Here is a 19312-nt window from a genome sequence, read left to right as displayed (position 1 = left end):
GTGGTGGGTTTTTATAGTTCCTTTGGGATTAATAGACAAATTCCTATAGATAATGGAAAATTTTAGGCTAATTATAGAAAATTCCCTACTATAATAGAAAATTTTTCGGGATTAATAGAAAAATTCAGTGTGTTAATAGAAAGTTCCTGAATAATAGAATATTTCATGCTAATTATAGAAAATTCCCCCACCATAATAGAAAATTTTGCAGGATTAATAGAAAAATTCAGTGAGTTAATAGAAAGTTCCTGGATAATAATATTTCATGCTAATTATAGAAAATTCCCCCACCATAATAGAAAATTTTGCAGGATTAATAGAAAAATTCAGCGAGTTAAAAGAAAGTTCCTGGATAAATATTTCATGCTAATTATAGAAAATTCCCCCACCATAATAGAAAATTTTGCAGGATTAATAGAAAAATTCAGCGAGTTAAAAGAAAGTTCCTGGATAATAGAATCTTTCATGCTAATTATAGAAAATTCCCCTACTATAATAGAAAATTTTGCGGGATTAATAGAAAAATTCAGTAAGTTAATAGAAAGTTCCTAGATAATAGAATATTTCATGCTAATTATAGAAAATTTCCCTACTATAATAGAAAATTTTGCGGCATTAATAGAAAAATTCAGTGAGTTAGTAGAAAGTTCCTGGATAATAGAATTTTTCATATCAATTATAGAAAATTTCCCCACCATAATAGAAAATTTTGCGGCATTAATAGAAAAATCCAGTAAGTTAATAGAAAGTTCATACGATAGATTCAACCACCCCCCTAAAAAACGAAAAAAGTGTAGATATAGACAATATACATTGTCTCCATCTACACTTTTTTCAATTAATTAGTCAGCTTTAGCTACTAATTGTACTTTTGCAACGCGTTTTGCGCCTACATAACGGTCGCCCCAGTACCATTTATCATCTAGTTCTGTAATACTTACACCTTTACCTGTTTGTGAGTGGATGAACTTGCCGTCACCGTAGTAAATTCCTACATGTGAAATGCCGCTACCAGAAGTGTTAAAGAATACTAGATCACCTGGTTGTAATTCATCTTTACTTACTTTTTCACCTACTGAGAACATAGAAGATGACGTTCTTGGTAATTTGATACCTAACTCTTTGTAAACTGTTAATACAAATCCTGAACAATCGAAACCGTTTTCTGATGTACCACCATATCGATAAGGAACACCTAAATATTGTTTCGCTGATTCTTTTAATTCAACTGCTGTGATATCTTCTTTTTCTGCCGCTAAAGATTCTTCAGCTACGATTGGTGAAAAGTATAATGCTAGTCCTGCTACAGATGCTAGAATGAATTGTCGAATTCGCTTGCTATATCTCATGTGCCCCTCCAACTTTGCGTAAATATTCTGTAAAATTATCTGTATTAAGAGTAACACGAGATTCCGCCCTGTAACATTACAGTTTTATAACAAAGAAGTTACATAGTTTGATAAATTTCGCACTTAAAGAAATAGATGGAAACCCAGTTATACCAAGTATTTCCGCGAACCGCAACTCATTATTTTACATTAAATAAACCTATTAACTTAAAATTTGTTAAGTATTTATCCGACATTTTGTAACATTTGTAATAGAATGATGAAACCTTTTTAGTGCTTAAATCGTATATCTTAGATAGATTCATATAAAAACCACCTCAATTTGAAAGAGGTGGCAGGACTATTGTAACTATTTGGAAACTAACTGGTTAAATCGTTTAAATGTGACAAACCGTGATTTCCAATATTCATATTCTAATTTCGACAATTCAACGCCATCACTGCCTGCATGTATAAATATGCCGTCTCCTAAATAAATTCCCATGTGAGAGATTCCCGCAATATATGTGTCTTTGAAGAACACTAAATCCCCCGGAACTGCTGTCTCTACAACTGTTGTGTCATTTATAAAGTAATCCATGCTGCTTTTTCGAATGATATCAATTCCTGCATTTGAATAAACATAGCGTACAAATCCACTACAATCAAAGCCTTCTGGAGTATTTCCACCATAAACATAAGGAGTTCCGATAAAAGAATTGGCCAACTCTATTACCTTATTATATAGTGTATGAACTTCAGTTGATGGAGTTTGTCCAATTGGTACTTCTTTTAATAGTTGATTGGTAATTTGTTGGTCTGTTGCTGCGACTACTTCATTCTGGAATTCTGCAACGGGTTCGCCTATATTCGTTATTTGTGCAGCTTGATCTAATTTCAATACTTGTCCAACAAAAATTTTATCGGATTGTAGCTTGTTCCATTTTTGTAAATCTGAAATAGTCACGCTAAACTTTTTAGAGATTTTTGATAACGTATCGCCTTTTTCTACTTTATAGGTAGAGTTATCAATTTCTTTAGCAACCGTTATTGTGCTTGCAACCGGCTTGCTCGTCTTACTGGCTTCAACAACTAGCTTTTGACCAACAAAGATTTTGTCATTTTTTAGTTTATTCCAATCTTTTAACTGTTGGATTGTGGTGTTACTAGTTTTTGCAATTTTTGTTAATGTATCACCTTTACTGACTACATATGTAGAGGCATCGGCAATCTGGGGTGCGACAATAGACATTGCTATCATAGTAGAAGTAAATAAAAGTAATTTTTTGTTGTAGCTCATTTGATGTAGTCACCCTTTCAAAGAGGAATTTTCCTATATTACCATCTTATTTAATTTTTCGACGTTATACAATCCATTGTTTAACTAAAAATTTTTACGAATTTATCAATATTTCGACATATGTTAGTAAAGAATATGAATATACTATTTGATTCTTGTTCATTCTGTGATACAATTCAACCTTGTGTGAACACAAATAATTATTATTTTTTGAAAGTTTTCGCTTTTCAAATTAGAAAGGATTAGGTTTTATGAAGTTTATTAAAGAGAACCTAGCAATAGGGTTTATGCTATTTGCATTATTCCTTGGTGCTGGTAATATTATTTTCCCACCTGAACTAGGTCAAAATGCCGGTACAGAATTTCTTCCTTCAATTATCGGCTTTTTGATTACTGGTGTCGGTTTACCGTTAATTGGAATAATTGCAGTTGCGAAAAATGGTGGAGATTTACAAGTGGTGGCAAATCGAATCCACCCAATGTTCAGTGCCATTTTCACAGCAGTTATCTATTTATCAATAGGTCCACTTTTTGCAATACCTAGAACTGGTGCAGTAACATATGAAATCGGTATCGCACCTTTTTTATCTGAATCCACAAGATCAAGTTGGGTTCCATTATTTATTGCTTCAGTAATATTCTTTGCCATAGTGCTTTACTTATCTTTAAACCCAACAAAATTAGTAGACCGTATCGGGAAAGTATTAACTCCTGCTCTATTAATTGTTATCGCTTTACTCGCTGTTAAAGCATTTATTACTCCAATGGGTGGGTTTGGTGAAGCTCAAGGAGTATATGTAACAAACGCCTTTTCTGAAAGTTTTGTACAAGGCTACCTTACAATGGACGTATTAGCTTCTTTAGTATTTGGTATCGTTATCGTTCAATCTTTACAAGCAAAAGGCATTGTGGATCGCTCAAAACAAGTTACAATTACAATTTTCTCTGGGATTGTGGCAGCAATCGGGCTAGCTTTTGTATATATTTCATTAGAATATATCGGGGCTACGAGTACAGAAAAAATCGGTTATTTAGGTGACGGAGCAAGTATTATTGCCGAATCTGCACGAGTACTTTTTGGTAGTGCAGGAAATATTATTTTATCCCTTGTTATTATTTTGGCTTGTATTACGACAGCTGTTGGACTAGTTTCAGCAAACGCAACGTACTTCAACAAGTTGTTCCCAAGTCTTTCTTATAAAACGTTAGCTATTGTCTTTACGTTATTTAGTTTAGTCATTTCGAACTTCGGATTATCAAAATTAATCTCAATTACATTACCAGTGTTAATGTTTATCTATCCAATTGCGATTGTTTTAATGTTCTTAGTACTGTTCGACCAATTATTTGACCGCAGACCGATTGTTTACAGTTTATCGTTACTTGCAACAGCACTTGTAAGTTTATATGACGGTATTAAAACTGCTGGGATCGAAATTAGTTGGTATGAAAACATATTATCTGCATTACCGCTGTACGACCAAAATATTGGTTGGCTAATTCCAGCAATTGTTGGACTAGCTATCGGTTGGATTATTCATCTAACGACAAAAAATACACGCAGAGCTTAATTCGAAATGCGGAGCGCGTTCGTTCAGCCGTGACAGAAACTGGAGACTTCCGACAAGCGTGTTTACACGCGTAGGAGGTAGTCGAAGTTTCCGAACGGCTAACGCGCGAAGCTAGACAATCCGAAATGCGGAGAAAAGTCACCCATCCTTCACCCACAAATTAGTACTATTCCCTCCTCCCATTGCATACTATGTAATAGGAGGAGATTTTTTTGCCAAAATGGCTCACTATGAAAAAAATACTTTTGATTAGTATTGCAATTTTCCTTCTATTAATAGTTAGCTACGGAACTTACCTTTTCCTAAATGTAAAATCTACAATGAAAGCCATCCATTCACCTTTAAAAATAGAAAATACAACAACTGAGATAACCATTCCTACAAAAACCCCTCAACCTATCTCAGAACCAAAAAGCAACTTAAAACCCGTTACATTGCTTTTACTCGGAATTGATCAATTAAAAGATACACCTGGACGAGCTGATACAATCCTTGTTTTAACAGTGAACCCCGATTCCGAAACTATCAATATGTTAAGTATTCCCCGAGATACCTATACTGAAATAGTGGGACTTAATATATATGATAAAATCAACCATTCCTACGCATTTGGTGGCGTTCAGATGACTCATGCAACCGTTGAAAATTTATTGCAACTTCCAATAGATTATGTCGTTTCCATTAATATGGAAGGTTTTGTTGATTTAATCGATACATTAAACGGAGTAAAAGTTGAAAATGAAATTGCCTTTTCTACAGATTTATTCGATTTCCCTAAAGGAACACTCGAATTGTCTGGGGAGGAAACATTAGATTATGTTCGCATGCGTTACGATGATCCTCTTGGTGACTTTGGAAGGCAAATTCGTCAAAGGCTTGTAGTGGAAAGCTTATTAAATAAACTATCCTCACTCAACATCATCTGGCAAGTTCCATCTGTATTAGAAACGATTCGTGCAAATGTCGAAACAAATATAACCTATGATGATATGAAAACTTTCATAAAGTCTTATAAACCTGCACTAAAAAATATCGAACAACTAAACTTTCAAGAAGGTGATGGACGGATTGAAAATGATGTATGGTACTATTTCCCCTCAGAAAAAGAACTTCAAACCATTCGAACACAATTACAAGAGTCATTGCAATAATATTGTCGAAAACTTGTAAATATTTATTGTTTTCCACTATTAATCTAGAAGATATATAATAAAGATAGTCATATTAAGAGGAGTTTTACTATGAAAAAAATGATACCAATATGGTTAGGATTACTTTTACTTTTCATTCTCCCTACACAATCACACGCTGCAATGTTTGATGAGGTAAAAAGCATTATCCAGAACGATTATGTGGGCGAAATCAAAGGAGATCTAAACCGCGCAACCACAATCGATGAAATGATTGAAATGTTAGACCCCTATTCTGCTTACTTCACAAAAGAGGAGTTTGATGCATTTACTAACTCAATTGAAATGACAACTGTAGGTATTGGGGTTGTAATTGAAAAGCACGAGAAAGGTATTTTAATAGTCGATGTCATTGAAGGTGGAAGTGCGAGTAAAGCAGGAGTTGTTCCTGGTGATATTATTATCGCTGTTAATGGCCAATCTACCGCTGATTTAAGTATAGAACAAACACAAGCACTTATTTTAGGTGAAGCTAATACAACCGTTGAAATAAAGTTTTTAAAGGAAGACGGATCTACTACCACTAAAAAGATAACAAGACTCCCATTTTCGCTGCCTAATGTTACAAGCGAATTACTATATGGCAATGTAGGCTATATTGCATTAAGCTCATTTTCAGATAATGGAACCACTTTAGTGAAAAACGCTTATACAAAATTAAAAACACAAGGTGCCACTTCATTTATCCTTGATTTGCAAAACAATGGTGGCGGCTATGTATCTACTGCTGAAAAACTAATTGGAATGTTCCCAAATGCTCCTTATGCGTACAAATTGAAGGAATCAACTAATACTTATTTAGAACCTTCTATTTCGCAAAGTGTTAAATTCCCAAAAGATACACGGTTACTGGTGAATCGATTTAGTGCAAGTGCTTCAGAAATGACGGCTGCAGCATTACTCGATCAAAATGCAGCAATCGTTTATGGTGAGACTACTTACGGTAAGGGTACGATGCAATCTTTATATCCTTTATCAGATGGAAGTTATTTAAAACTTACAATGGCTGAATTTTTTGGTCCAAAAGGTACGGTTGTCAAAAATGTTGGATTAAAACCCCATATTGTGACGACGACAGACCCTATTTTCAAAGCTCATTACGACAGTGTTGCAAAAAAATTATCAAACTATAAAGAAGGTAAAGCATTATTAAATGTCCCTACCTCTAAAACGTTTAAAATTTCGTTTAATCAACCTGTGAAGAATTCGCTTGATACAAACGCAATCGAACTAGTAGAACTTAGTGGTAGTAAAGTTGAAGTAAATTTAGAAATTAACAATAATCAAGTAATAGTAAAACCGGTTAAGCCGTTAAAAGCTGGATATCAATATATGCTAATTGCTCATCCAACAATTCAAGCATCTAACGGAAAAGCATTAAAATCAGGTCAATATTTACACATAACCGTAAAAGAATCATAAAAAAATGGGCATCTCATAGATTTCTCTTGAGGTGCCCATTAATCATTTTAAGAACGTTGATGAACTATTCTATGTAAATTATCGTACAAGCTCTTGTTGGTTCGTAAAATAAATATTTACAATATCATTCGCTAATTGTTTAGGCTCACGTAATTTTGGTAGTAGAGCTGTTAAAGTTAGACGTTCGATTGCCCCAACGATTGAATCCGCAACTATTAATGATTCAACATTAGAAGAAATGGCTTGTTTTTGTTCATGTAAACTTTTTGATACTTGTTCGGAAAACTTTTTCTTAAGCTCTACCGAATCCTCAGAATCATAAAAACCGATTTTAGTTAAGTATGGATTTTCAGCAAAGTACGTGAATACATTCACTAACAGATGCTCAATATTACTTATCAAACTATCGTTTACCATAGTACTTTCGTCCAAATCCTCTTGAACTAATTGAAAGAAATTCGTTTGAAATTCTTCATTCAAATCTTTATATAAAGATTCTTTACTTTGAAAGTATAGGTAAAAGGTCGGTTGAGTTAGATTCGCCGATTTTACAATATCACTAATTTTTGTTTCGTGATACCCATAAGTAGAAAATAGCTCCATTGCTTTTTCTAATAGTAATTTCTTACTTTTTTCCCCACTAGAGTTTACTCTTCTTCCTTTTGGCAATTTAACTCTCTCCTATTCAGTTGCATATAATATTAACGGTAAATGCAGAATATTCCATTTAATTTATACTAGTTTTATTATATATTATAAATACTTATTTTAAAAGGATTTTGTCATAAAACTGCCATAACCCGCAACTATTATATTATTAATTAACTAAATAAAAGAAAAGCCCTAAATTACAATTGGCATTTCTAACATTTAATCACTTACTACTTTTGACTAATTTCCCTCGAATTTTATTTATAGTTCCTTTTACCTCATCAAATTTCAATAAGTAAACGATAATAGCGTATCCAATTAATGCTAATAGTAATGTCACAATCATATGGATAAATTTATTATCAAATGACACAAAAGTTGCAATTACCCAATTGATTAAGACAAACACAACCGTCAATGTCCCGAGTTTTACAAATTGCAAGACATTTTTATTAACAATCTTCAGCTTATATTTTCCTTGTAAATACGCAACTAATAGGATGAAGTTAATAATTGCACTAATTAAATTCCCCCATGCAACAGCCTCTCCTGCATAACGTTCGATTAGTACATATGTCACCGCAATATTAATACCAAATACGGTAATTAAACTGAATATAACTGGAGTCATGGAATTTCCCTTTGCGTAATAAAAACGTGTGATATAGGTGTTTGCAGCAAGGAAAAACATCGTCAAACTAAAAATTTGAAGAAGTGGTGCTGTTATCGCTGTCGAAGTGGCATCAAATTCGTTATATTCAAAAACAACTCGTACAATCGTCTCTGGTTGGAAGAAAAAATAAACCGAGATGGGCATTACCAGTAAAAACAGCATACGCATTCCTTTTAAGTAAAGGGCCTTTACCGATGCTTCATCCCCCTCCCACTCTTTTTTACTAAGAAGTGGGTAAATAACCGTTGTAACTGCCGTCATTAAAATGGCTTGTGGAAATTGAGATACTTTTGTCGCATAGTTCATCGCAGAAACCGTTCCTTCTGCTAAAAGGCTCGTAAAAATACGTTGAAGCAATGTATACATCTGTGCCGTTGCTCCACCTAACATGATCGGAAGGGCAACTTTCCAAAGCTCTTTTTGGTCATCTGCACGGTCAAATGATAATTTAAATGACACATGCTCCAATTTCCTTACCCCGAATAGTAAAAATCCAACCATGAAAATTGCGCCTATTAATGCCCCAATCCCATAACCAATTGGACCGACAACTAAAGATAAACCAACTGAAATCACTAAAAAGGACATGTTATAAACAAGCACTGAAAAACTCGATAAATGGAATTTCCCTTGAACGTTTAACACACCACTTAACCATGTCGACAACACGAGCATAATTGTTGATGGCATCATCCATTGATAAAGCTCTAGTAACATATCGAATTCTTTTCCTGTTTCTTCAGGGAATACGAGATGTAAAATGCCTTCACCAAATACAACAAAAACTAGTGTTATAATCGTAATTGATACCAAAATCGTCGTAAAAGTTCTTCTAATATAATCTTCAATCGAACTTTTCGTTTTATGGTAAATTGATATAAAGGCGGTTGTAAAGGCACCGCCAATTACTAAGTATAAAAAGTTCGGAATGGTATAGGCATTAAAAATACTATCGGATATATACGTTGTTCCGTACTGTGTCCCGATAATAATTTCCCGCAAAAATCCAAAAATCCGCGCGAGAACATTGATTGCTGCTACAGCTCCGACAATCTTTAAAAATCGTTTCAAAATGTATCATTCCCTAGTCAGAATACTTTTCGTAAATCGCTGTTAATCGAGCTATAATTTCCTTTGAATCATGCAGTTTTAATAATTGCTGAATTTGCTCTTCATTTACCTGAAGTTGGCCATTTTGTTGGATGACCTGTTCCATCTTATTATATAATGCTTCTACACTTTTCGGTGGCACGAGCACCCCTGCACCATTTTGAAGCATATAGTGTAGTCCTCCTACATCTGATGCAATGACAGGCGTTCCACATGCAAGTGCCTCTAAAGCAACTAGCCCTAGCCCTTCTATGTAAGATGGTAAGACAAACACATCAGAAGCTTGAAAGTAATTTGCTAATCTTTTTTGCGGCATTGGTTCTAAAAAATGAATGTTGTTGCTTTGTTGTGCAAGCTCCTTCATTTGATTTGAAAAAGAAATGTTTTTGGTTGAGCCGATTGCGTATAGAACAGCTTTTTGTGGATATTTTTCTTCAAGTTTTAAGAAAGCTTCGATTAATTCTTGTACACCTTTTTCTTGAATAATATTTCCGACAAATAAAAAATTTACTCGTTCAGTATTCATGCTTAAAGATGTAGCGAGTTCACTTTTGTTTAGAGGCTTTTGGAAAACTGAGCGATCTATCCCCATACTCATAACCGAAATTCGTTCTTGCGGTATTTGGAAGTCTTGTTGAATGTTTGAAGCAAGCTCTTCTCCTACTGCAATAATATGGTCAGCATGTTGCAATATTTTTTCAGTATAACCTTTAATTCGTGCACTTTTCTTTGCCATTTTATTAATATCGCCACCATGAGCTGTCACTACGTACGGAATGTTATATCGCTTTTTTAAAATGTAGGAAAACATCCCACTTGGAAAAACGTAATGGCTATGGGTAATGCCGATACACGATTTATTTTTCCGGAATAACGAATATACTTGACCAGCCCAGCTTGCATATTTTTTCAGAACATTGACTTTACCTGTATTTGGATTGGAGTTCACTGCTAAGATTGTTTCGATTCCTTGTGCTCTCAATTGCTCAACTTGGTTTTTCACGAAAATCCCGTAAGACAGATGCTCTTTTGAAGGATACATATTACTAATCACTAACACTTTTTTCATTTCTTATTCGCACCTTCTTGCAGTAACTTCAACCCGAGGCTAGATTTTTGTTTAAAATCGTCATTTGTAGCGGCTGCTAATTGCTTTGCTGCTTCCCAATCTTGATCCATTTTTGTAAGGAGATTTGTAAAATATTGATCGCTTTTATGTAATGAATCAATGGAGATCGAATACTCACCAAGACCAGCCATTTGCAGAAAATCATTTACTTTTGTATGGTACGAAACGCCAATAATTGGTGTATTTGCATCTGTCGCTAAAATAAGGGAGTGCAAACGTGTTCCAACTAATACGTCAAATCCTGCAGAAAGGTCTAACAGTTTTTGTGGCTTTAAATTTTCATCAATAATTGAAGTTTTGTTGCCTTGTTGCATTTGTTGCTGAATATCCTTTGTCACATCGGCATCTTGTGGATATTTCGTTGCGAAAAATGTAACATCCACCTGGAATTCTTCAATAAGCTTGTCCAAGTTTTTCGCCATGCCTGTGATGTAATTGTTATAAAGAGTCTCATCCCCTGTTGGCCAGTACGAAGCGTTATAGTATGGGACAGCAGTAACGCCTACTTTTTTAGGACGCTCACTAAATCCATTTCGTTCCACTTCTAAACTAAATGCAGGATCTCCAATTAGATGTACTTCCCGTTTTACACCGATTTGTTGTAAAAGTTGCTTGGATTTCGGATCACGAACCGAGATATTCTGGGCGTGTTTTGCCATGTATTTAATAAACCATTTGCCTAATCCTGTGTTTAGAGGACCAGCACCACAGCCATATACAACATATGGGACTTTTGCATTTTTCGCCATCATCGCATACGAACCGTAAAGTGGAGCTTCTCGTTTGTAAAGGTCCATTAAGATCCCCCCGCCACCAATTACGACGAAATCTAGTTTTTTGACAACTTCCACATTTTGATTGTATGTTTTGATGAATGTTTTAATCGCGTTGCCGTTTTTATAATAAAGCGGGAAGCTCTGAACTCCGTAATGTTCCGCTGTTTGTTTTGGATTATTACTAAAAACTGTAATATTACTTGTTTCGATTTGGAATGCCTTTTGGAGTTGACGAATGATGCTTAGTAAAATTGCTTCATCTCCATTATTATCATTCCCATAGTTGCCAACGATTCCAATTTTCACTGTACCTTCATCCTTTTACTATTTTCTATGTTTGAGTATAGCATAACGACACGAATAGTGTCTTATTGTGGAAGTGTGGATTTTATGTGCGGTTTCTTGAGATTTATGTGCGGTTTTCTTGGGTTTATGTGCGGTTTTCACGAATTTATGTGCGGTTTCTTGAGATTTATGTGCGGTTTCTTGAGATTTATGTGCGGTTTCCACGAATTTATGTGCGGTTTTCTTGGGTTTATGTGCGGTTTTCACGAATTTATGTGCGCTTTCCTATTTAATTGTGTTTTAAAACAAAAAAAGTCGGTGAAAAACGAATGTTTCCCACCAACTAATTTTATCTATGCATTGATTGCTCTGTATAAGAATACCGCGAAATGTGCTCGAGAGACTTCGACATTTGGTTTAAACGTGTTATCTCCATAGCCTGTTGTAATGTTGTTAGCTGCAAGGGCGTAAATGTACGGTGCTGCCCAATGGTTCTCACTGACATCCGTAAATTTTGTCCCCGTTGTACCACTCAGGTCATATGCTTCAACGAGAATTTTCGCCATTTGAGCTCGCGTTAAATTCGCACTTGGATTGAATTTTCCATTCCCAACTCCACCCATGACACCTGCATTTTGGATGGCTGCAATTTGCTTATAGTAAACATAATTGCTAGGGACATCTGAAAAGTTTGGATTTGTCACTTTTGTTACATCTAATTTTAATGCACGTGTCAACAATACCGCAGCGTGAGCACGAGTTAAATGTTGATTAGGTTTAAATGTTCCATCTCCATATCCGCTTATTAGTCCGCGATCTACTAAATATTGAATTTCTTTTTTATAGGCGCTGACATCAGAGAAAATCGGTTCTTTATAGCTATCTTTATAAACTGCTTGTAATTTATCAAAGTAAACGACACCTGCTTTTTGTTTCGCAACGGTTGGCTGTGCTAAATAGATTGACTCAAATGTAATAGGTCTTGCCACTTCAGCAGGAATACTTGCCTCAACATATTTCCAGCCTGACCACGTTTGTCCGTTTTCAGCTGTAAAATCAATTGGTACTCGTTTTCCGGCAGCATCTCGCACGTATCCACGCACCCAAGTTCCTTTGCCGTCTCCATACATCCATACACCAATTTTTTGTGGATTTCCAGGAATCTTAAAAAGGGAAGTTAATCGTAAATATGTTGCCGCCGTGCCATTTGTGTTACCTGTCATGTCATAAGTAAGTTTTACTGAATACTTACCTTCTTTACCATATTGTTTTGCATTTGCTAACTGATGTTTGCCAGTTGACTTAGTTGCTTCCACACGCCAATCTGCTAAATTTTCGAAGTTATTAATCGCAAAAGTACTAGCTGTATATGTTTCTTTGATTTCGATATCTTTAGAAACTGATTTCGTACCTAAAGTAGCAGTAATTTTACCTTTTCCGTATTTACCGTTTGATTTGAATACACCTGTGCTACTAATTGTCCCAATATCTCCTTCAACAGCCCATTTCAGTTGTGAAGGTGAATAGATTAAATTGTTGCCATTTGCATCTTTTGCTTTGGCAGTAAATTGCATCGTTGCTCCCGGTTCAACCGTATTACTAGTTGAAGAGATTGATAGAGTTGCGGGTGCATCAACCACTGTAATTGAAATACGTTGGCTTGCATTACCGTTCTGAACTGTAATTGACTCAGAGCCTGGTGAAACTGCTGTATAACTTAATCCACTCACCGTTACTAGATTTTTCGTAGGTGTAAGAATAAAATCATTCGTATTAATTGGTAGTGGATTATAATGTTCGTCAAGTAAATAGTTTGGTTTTAATGTAACCGTTGAGCCAACTAACATTGTACCTAGTTGATCTCGTGTTACTTTCATCATCGTTGCAGTACCTGTTGCGCCTGTACTTACTGCTTCAATAATTGCTGAAATTCTTCGTTGTGTACCACCCGATGGACTATTAGCTAATACAACTGTGTTGCTTCCGTATTTTCGAATACCCATCGTTGTTGAGCCGCCACCATCAAGGTTAATTGCTCGATCCACACCCAGTTTCGCTAAATACGCAGCAAATTGAGCCAAAGTCATCCCTTTATCTACTGTTACAAGATGTACTTTTTGTTTATCTTTGCTAATTGCAACTGCAGTACGAGGAGTTACTTGCTTTGCACGGGAACTTTTCGTATCCATCGTGATGTTAACTTTTCCGCCATACACAAGTAAAGGTCCACTTGCCATGATATATTTTGCATCTTGCCATTTCGGGTCTATAGAAATCGATACAGAGATTTGCTCGCCGATTTTAACTGTTTTAAATTTGTCCATTGCTTTACCGTTAAAAGATAATACGAAACCATTACGTGGAATTGTTGGTCTGTTGTCGTCCCCATAATTGCGAATTCCGATTACTTTACCTTGTAATGTCTGGCCAAATTTTGTTCCCCCAATTGTTTGAGGTGTTTCGACAACCACTTCCATACCGTATTTATTCGTTGGAGTTTTCGAAACTAAGTACTGAGGCGTAAACAAAATCCCCTCATTTACTTCACGGTTTCGATTTAACCCATTTAATTCAATACTTTGATTATTATATTGAACGATAATATCACTGTCATAATAATCTATTTCAGCCATACCATTTGAAGTAACCCCAAAGGCAATTGGCTCACTTACATAATATTGTTTCGTGTCGGAAAGTACTTCCGGCATCACGATATTATTATTTTGAGAGATTAAATAAAGTGGGTACCCACCTGTCATATTAAAGAAATTGGCATTGATTGCACCAACAACACGATTGCCTTCTTTTGAATCCTTATTTGCGCGATCTGTTAATGTTGAAACAGTATTGATAGGAAACGGTAACCCCAGTTGTAGCTCTGTATATTGATTCGATAAATCAACTTCTAAGTGATTAATAGGCTTACCGGAATATGTATAATTCGAATACTTTACCCCTTGTGAAACTGGGTACGAATCGTTAGTCGTTTGGAATGCATAAGCTTGTTCGACTCCAACTAACATAAACGAAAATGCTAGTAAGAAAGATAGTACTAAATTAAATGTTTTCTTCATTGTATTGCTTCATAATCTTGACGAAGCGTGTCACCTTCCTCTCAATCTACTTATATGTTTAAAGATAACAAATTTCCCTATTTTAATCTATGATACTATTGTTACATTCAGGTAATTTCTCTATTACAATGGTAGATTTGATAAAAAGCGACAGTGCCTTTTGCGGTTTGGCGGATAAATTAGAGAAAATGGCGGATATTTTGATTATTTTGGCGGATATTTTGATAATTTTGGCGGATAAACTTAGATTTTTGACGGATAAAAAAAGACAAAGCATATAAAATACGCTCTGCCTTCTAAAAATTAATTTTCTGTTTCGTCCTTACTTAATTGTAACATCGGATATAGCTTATATGTTGCTGACCAAATTCCATGTAACATAAAGAAGAACATTGTATACACTTTTAACTCCCAAATGTTATAAACCATCCCACAAACACCTGTAGCAAACCATAACGCAAACATGTATTGGCCAAACGGATGTCGGCGATCTTTCCAGAACATCCACACCATTGCTAGCAAGAAGCCTGCAAATAGGATAACACCTACTGCACCGGTCTCAGCAATAACTTGAATATATTGATTATCTGAATAGAAGTTTTTGCCGCCATAAATATCAGAACGGATTTCGTATTTTTCATAAATTGGTGAATCGTAGGATAATGTAGCAGAACCACCAAAAGTACCAAACCCTGTACCTGTTACTGGATGGTCAAAAAATACTTCAAATCCTTTTTTGATATAAAATACCCGTCCACTTTGAGCCATTAACTCGAGATTTTCCTCATCAAATGTCTCTGCAAAACGATTTGTTAAGCCTCCAATTGATGGAGCTCCCCCAACATCACTTCCATAGTTTTGGACAAGCATTGCACCAATATTTACTGGTACATATACAAGGATAAGTGATGCAATGACAGTTAGCGCGATCTGTTTCAACATCTTCCAATTTCGTGAAATTAATATAAAGAAAACGACAAATACAAAAGAAGAAATCCAAGTTCCTCTAGAAAGGGTTAATAAAAGTAAGCCCATAAACGCAACTTGTGAAATTAAAAGAAGCCATTTATATTGTCCATCTTTATATACCCAGCGAAGGAAAAATGTCGCACTAATGGCAAAGAATATAACAAGAGCAAGTGAGTTTGGATTATTTACTAACCCGTAAATACGCACAAAGTTGGTGGCAGATAAAACTTTCTCCATCCATGCTTCTGGCATCCACATACGACGCAGAGAAACTTTTTCAACTACACCTTGTACAAATAACACGAATCCTGAAAATACAGTAATCCACGCCAACTTGACGAAAAAGTTTTTTGGCAATTCGCTTCGGCTTAAAATGTAATAAAGCAAATACATAATTAAAAATGTTCGAATTTGGAATATGATTGCAGTAATGGAAACACCCGTTAAATAGCCTATAATTGCACCAAAAATTAAAAAGATAAAGAAAAACCATTCGAACTTTTTAAAATGAAACCATGTTTTCCAGTTTTTTATATTGAGCAATAACAAACGGAAAAGAACAACAATTGTTATTATATCCCCAACTAGCTTCATTCCACTATTTAAATCAGTAAAAAGTGTTCGGAAAATAACATAAGGAATTAATATAACTAAACTTTGGAATGGTTTAAAAAATGCAAAGATCACGAAGAAAATGGATGTGGCGATTAATGCGATTTGAGAAGGCAACAGTGTACCTGCAATTAATACAGCCACTGCCAATGCAATTTCAAGCCATTCTTTTTTTCGTATTTCCGTGGAAATGTCTATCATTGATTTCTATCCTCTCTATTTATCTTTGTACATTGATAAAAAGCACCTCTATTTTAGGTTTGGAGATCAATCCAAAACTAGCTTAAATTGTTTTATATAGAATCTCCATTTATCTCATTTTTATTAAGTTTACGACGAGTTTAAGTATAATATGGTTGCACTTTTATTACAAACCTTTTAATAGTCTGATTTTCTCTATTAATCTATAGCGAAAATTGATAGAATAGGAGCGTAATGGAAGGGGGACAATATATTGCTAAAAAAAATAAGCGTTTTTCTATTTTCTATGATTTTCATATTATCAATCGTACCAAGTATTTCATTCGCAAATGATATTAGTAATCACCAAATGAAGTTTGAACTTACATATTTTGCGGAGAAAGGCGTCATTCTCCCTGATGCAAAAGGAAACTTTAATCCAAATGACCCTGTAACACGTGGAGAATTTGCTTCCTATATTGCACGTGCATTAGAGTTACCTGATTCAACGAAATATACATTTTCTGACTTGAAACAAGGAACACGGGAAGCACAAGAAATTCAAAATGCAGCTGGAGCAAACATTTTAGGTGGTTACGCTGACGGAACTTTTAAACCAAATCAAAAAATTACACGTCAACAAATGGCTGGTATGCTCTACAATGCATTAAGATATTTAGAAGTGCCTTTACACCAAGCTCCATTAACATTTAAAGATAATAAAAAAATTCATGATTCATTTGTTAATGCCGTATCCACTTCTGTTTATTTTAACATTATCCGCGGCGTTCATACGGACAAAGGTGTGTACTTTAATCCAGGAAATTCAGCAACAAAAGCACATGCAGCGGCTTATCTATTCCGCGCATTAGAAGTAGCTAAAAATGCTGATGGTAATCAAAGTAATGAAGGAAATGTAGATTCCTCAAAATACTATATCGGCAAAATTAAGAATGGTGTTGTATCAAAAAATCCTACAATTTATACAACTTATGAACAAGCTTTAGCTGCGTTAAATGCTTCAGGTAGCTTAAACTTAATTTTTAAAGGTGAAAATATTATAAAAATGTCGAGTGGATTAGCTTTTGCTTCAGATACGGTTGCAAAAACGACTTCTATCTACGAAGATAAAAGCTTCAAGAAACAAATCACTTATACACAACTAGGGCGCGAATTAAAATACAATGGTACATCTGCAAATGGCGATTATTTCATTGTACAAGTTGGCGATGTAGTTGGTTATGCAAAACCTTCTGCAGTTAATTTAATTCCGACTGATTTAATTGAAGGCCGTGATGAATATTATATTGAAGATTCAATTCTTGTTCATCGTATTTACAATCATGCGAAGAAAGAATACGAAGGTAAATATAATGTAGGCCCAGCACCAAAATTCATGCAATCCGGTGCAAAATATTATAGTTTTGATGGTGTTCATTTCTATAATAGAAATAATAGTTTAGTAGGAACGTATTTCCCTTACTTCCAATTTGCTTCCGTACGACAACCTAGTAGTTATACTGCTAGTGACTTAGACAAAATCATTATGGCAGAATTAGAAAACCGCCAAGCATTCGGTGGAGCACAATATAAAGACGCAACAACAAAATCGAAATTAATCGGTTTAGGAACGATCCTTAAATCAATGGAAGAAACAGAAAATATTAATGCGCTATTTATTTTATCGGCTGCCATTCACGAAAGTAATTACGGGATGAGTACGAATGCACAAACAAAAAATAATTTGTTCGGCATTAAAGTGTACGACTCCAATGAATCGCTTGGCGAAAAATATGCAACGCCTGCTGATAGTGTGAAAGCCTTTGTTCAACGCTACATGCAAGAACGATATGTACCACAAACGGCGGTTTACCCATTCGGAGCAGTTCCTGGTAACAAAGCTACTGGCATTAATGTTTACTATGCATCAGATCCACATTGGGGAGCAAAAATCGCAGGACATATGTACAAAATTGACGCTAAGTACGGGTTGAAAGATTACGCTAAAAACCGTATCGGCATGGTTCGAACTGGGACAGGTACAGTGAATACGCGCTTAGAACCATCAACAAACAGTTCAATCGCCTTCACATACAGACAAAAAGCGACAGGTGAATCCCAAGAGTTCGGCTATCCTGTAGCAATCGTGGAAGAAACAATCGGCACAGACGGCTATGTTTGGTACAAAGCTTATTCAGATGATCCATCAATCGCAAAATTTGTTTGGATTCGTGGAGACTTAGTAAAAGTGTTGCCGAAGAATTAATGTAAAACTGCACTCCAATTGTCATTGCACAATTGGCGGGTGCAGTTTTTTTTTGGAGATTGTAACTTGGGGACTTGAGGATTGGGGCTACTTTAAATTTGAATCCCTGGGCACTTTATAGAATATTTTTGAGCGTTAATAGAATTTTTTCGCTATTTAATAGAAAATTTAATGCCATTAATAGAATTTTTTCGCCTATTAATAGAAAATTTGATTCCCCCGGGTGCATTATAGAAAATTTCTAAGGGTTATTAGAATTTTTAAGCTACTTAATAGAAAATTCAATGCCATTAATAGAATTTTTCCGCCTAATAATAGAAAAATTTATTCCCCCGGGCGCATTATAGAAAATTTCTAAGGGTTATTAGAATTTTTGTGCTACTTAATAGAAAATTCAATGCCATTAATAGAATTTTTTCGCCTATTAATAGAAAAATTTATTCCCCCGGGTACATTATAGAAAATTTCTAAGGGTTATTAGAATTTTTAAGCTACTTAATAGAAAATTCAATGCTATTATTAGAATTTTTCCACCTATTAATAGAAAATTTGATTCTCCCGGGCGCATTATAGAAAATTTCTAAGGGTTATTAGAATTTTTGTGCTACTTAATAGAAAATTCAATGCCATTAATAGAATTTTTCCGCCTAATAATAGAAAAATTTATTCCCCCGGGCGCATTATAGAAAATTTCTAAGGGTTATTAGAATTTTTGTGCTACTTAATAGAAAATTCAATGCCATTAATAGAATTTTTTCGCCTATTAATAGAAAATG

Annotated in this window: 14 protein-coding genes; 6 read left to right on the top strand and 8 right to left on the bottom strand. The window is 34.9% G+C overall.

The window, feature by feature from the left end:
- Positions 1 to 165: 165 nt before the first annotated feature.
- Positions 166 to 552, top strand: coding sequence for a hypothetical protein (locus CRO00_RS01165; RefSeq protein ID WP_097071816.1), 387 nt, complete (start codon positions 166 to 168; stop codon positions 550 to 552).
- A gap of 290 nt (positions 553 to 842) precedes the next feature.
- Here the strand turns inward: CRO00_RS01165 and CRO00_RS01155 are convergent, their stop codons facing one another.
- Entirely contained in the window at positions 843 to 1349 is a 507-nt protein-coding gene (locus CRO00_RS01155; protein WP_097071814.1) for a C40 family peptidase, read from the bottom strand.
- Between the two features lie 349 nt (positions 1350 to 1698).
- Entirely contained in the window at positions 1699 to 2628 is a 930-nt protein-coding gene (locus tag CRO00_RS01150; RefSeq protein ID WP_097071813.1) for a C40 family peptidase, read from the bottom strand.
- Between the two features lie 251 nt (positions 2629 to 2879).
- Here CRO00_RS01150 and brnQ point away from each other — a divergent pair, with 251 nt between their 5' ends.
- The 3 genes from brnQ to CRO00_RS01135 all read left to right on the top strand — a co-directional run bounded on the left by brnQ (position 2880) and on the right by CRO00_RS01135 (position 6811).
- Positions 2880 to 4199 (top strand): branched-chain amino acid transport system II carrier protein, encoded by a 1320-nt coding sequence (gene brnQ / locus CRO00_RS01145; protein ID WP_097071812.1) that lies wholly within the window; start codon positions 2880 to 2882, stop codon positions 4197 to 4199.
- 230 nt (positions 4200 to 4429) lie between these two features.
- Entirely contained in the window at positions 4430 to 5350 is a 921-nt protein-coding gene (locus CRO00_RS01140; protein ID WP_097072344.1) for an LCP family glycopolymer transferase, read from the top strand.
- A gap of 90 nt (positions 5351 to 5440) precedes the next feature.
- Positions 5441 to 6811: a S41 family peptidase gene (locus CRO00_RS01135; protein WP_097071811.1), complete on the top strand. Its 1371-nt coding sequence runs from the start codon at positions 5441 to 5443 to the stop codon at positions 6809 to 6811.
- 78 nt (positions 6812 to 6889) lie between these two features.
- On the opposite strand, the gene CRO00_RS01130 is transcribed toward CRO00_RS01135, so the two are convergent.
- The 5 genes from CRO00_RS01130 to CRO00_RS20390 form a co-directional block, all read right to left on the bottom strand.
- Positions 6890 to 7480, bottom strand: a complete 591-nt coding sequence (locus CRO00_RS01130; RefSeq protein WP_097071810.1) for a TetR/AcrR family transcriptional regulator — start codon at positions 7478 to 7480, stop codon at positions 6890 to 6892.
- Positions 7481 to 7685: 205 nt separating this feature from the next.
- Positions 7686 to 9206 carry a murein biosynthesis integral membrane protein MurJ gene (murJ, locus tag CRO00_RS01125; RefSeq protein ID WP_097071809.1) on the bottom strand — a complete coding sequence of 507 codons (1521 nt, stop codon included), beginning with the start codon at positions 9204 to 9206 and terminating at the stop codon, positions 7686 to 7688.
- Positions 9207 to 9219: 13 nt separating this feature from the next.
- On the bottom strand, positions 9220 to 10314 hold the full coding sequence (locus CRO00_RS01120) for a glycosyltransferase (protein ID WP_097071808.1): 1095 nt from the start codon (positions 10312 to 10314) through the stop codon (positions 9220 to 9222).
- Complete coding sequence (locus tag CRO00_RS01115) at positions 10311 to 11456, bottom strand: polysaccharide pyruvyl transferase family protein (protein WP_097071807.1); 1146 nt, start codon at positions 11454 to 11456, stop codon at positions 10311 to 10313. Before CRO00_RS01115 ends, CRO00_RS01120 begins: the two co-directional genes overlap by 4 nt.
- Positions 11457 to 11788: 332 nt before the next feature.
- The gene (locus CRO00_RS20390) at positions 11789 to 14509 is read right to left on the bottom strand and encodes an S-layer homology domain-containing protein (RefSeq protein WP_237658284.1); all 2721 of its coding nucleotides are present in this window, start codon (positions 14507 to 14509) and stop codon (positions 11789 to 11791) included.
- A gap of 128 nt (positions 14510 to 14637) precedes the next feature.
- On the opposite strand from CRO00_RS20390, the gene CRO00_RS20070 reads away from it, so the two are divergent.
- Positions 14638 to 14790, top strand: a complete 153-nt coding sequence (locus CRO00_RS20070) for a hypothetical protein (RefSeq protein WP_161946588.1) — start codon at positions 14638 to 14640, stop codon at positions 14788 to 14790.
- Positions 14791 to 14812: 22 nt separating this feature from the next.
- Here CRO00_RS20070 and CRO00_RS01095 read toward each other — a convergent pair whose 3' ends face one another.
- Entirely contained in the window at positions 14813 to 16291 is a 1479-nt protein-coding gene (locus CRO00_RS01095) for an O-antigen ligase family protein (RefSeq protein WP_097071805.1), read from the bottom strand.
- 253 nt (positions 16292 to 16544) lie between these two features.
- On the opposite strand from CRO00_RS01095, the gene CRO00_RS01090 reads away from it, so the two are divergent.
- A complete protein-coding gene (locus CRO00_RS01090) occupies positions 16545 to 18536 on the top strand; it encodes an S-layer homology domain-containing protein (protein ID WP_237658283.1) in 1992 nt (663 codons plus the stop codon).
- Positions 18537 to 19312 lie beyond the last annotated feature (776 nt).

The sequence above is a fragment of the Ureibacillus xyleni genome, assembly GCF_900217795.1.
GTDB classification, from domain to species: Bacteria; Bacillota; Bacilli; order Bacillales_A; family Planococcaceae; genus Ureibacillus; species Ureibacillus xyleni.
Note: the sequence above shows the minus strand (reverse complement) of the source record. Positions and strands in the feature narration are given on the sequence as shown.

Bases quoted from the DNA above. Each gene is read 5' to 3' on its own strand.
- CRO00_RS01140 (WP_097072344.1), top strand. From the start codon at position 4,430: ATGAAAAAAATACTTTTGATTAGTATTGCAATTTTCCTTCTATTAATA.
- brnQ (WP_097071812.1), top strand. From the start codon at position 2,880: ATGAAGTTTATTAAAGAGAACCTAGCAATAGGGTTTATGCTATTTGCA.
- CRO00_RS01120 (WP_097071808.1), bottom strand. From the start codon at position 10,314: ATGAAAAAAGTGTTAGTGATTAGTAATATGTATCCTTCAAAAGAGCAT.
- CRO00_RS01150 (WP_097071813.1), bottom strand. From the start codon at position 2,628: ATGAGCTACAACAAAAAATTACTTTTATTTACTTCTACTATGATAGCA.
- CRO00_RS01165 (WP_097071816.1), top strand. From the start codon at position 166: ATGCTAATTATAGAAAATTCCCCCACCATAATAGAAAATTTTGCAGGA.
- CRO00_RS01095 (WP_097071805.1), bottom strand. From the start codon at position 16,291: ATGATAGACATTTCCACGGAAATACGAAAAAAAGAATGGCTTGAAATT.
- CRO00_RS20390 (WP_237658284.1), bottom strand. From the start codon at position 14,509: ATGAAGAAAACATTTAATTTAGTACTATCTTTCTTACTAGCATTTTCG.
- CRO00_RS01155 (WP_097071814.1), bottom strand. From the start codon at position 1,349: ATGAGATATAGCAAGCGAATTCGACAATTCATTCTAGCATCTGTAGCA.
- CRO00_RS20070 (WP_161946588.1), top strand. From the start codon at position 14,638: ATGGTAGATTTGATAAAAAGCGACAGTGCCTTTTGCGGTTTGGCGGAT.
- CRO00_RS01135 (WP_097071811.1), top strand. From the start codon at position 5,441: ATGAAAAAAATGATACCAATATGGTTAGGATTACTTTTACTTTTCATT.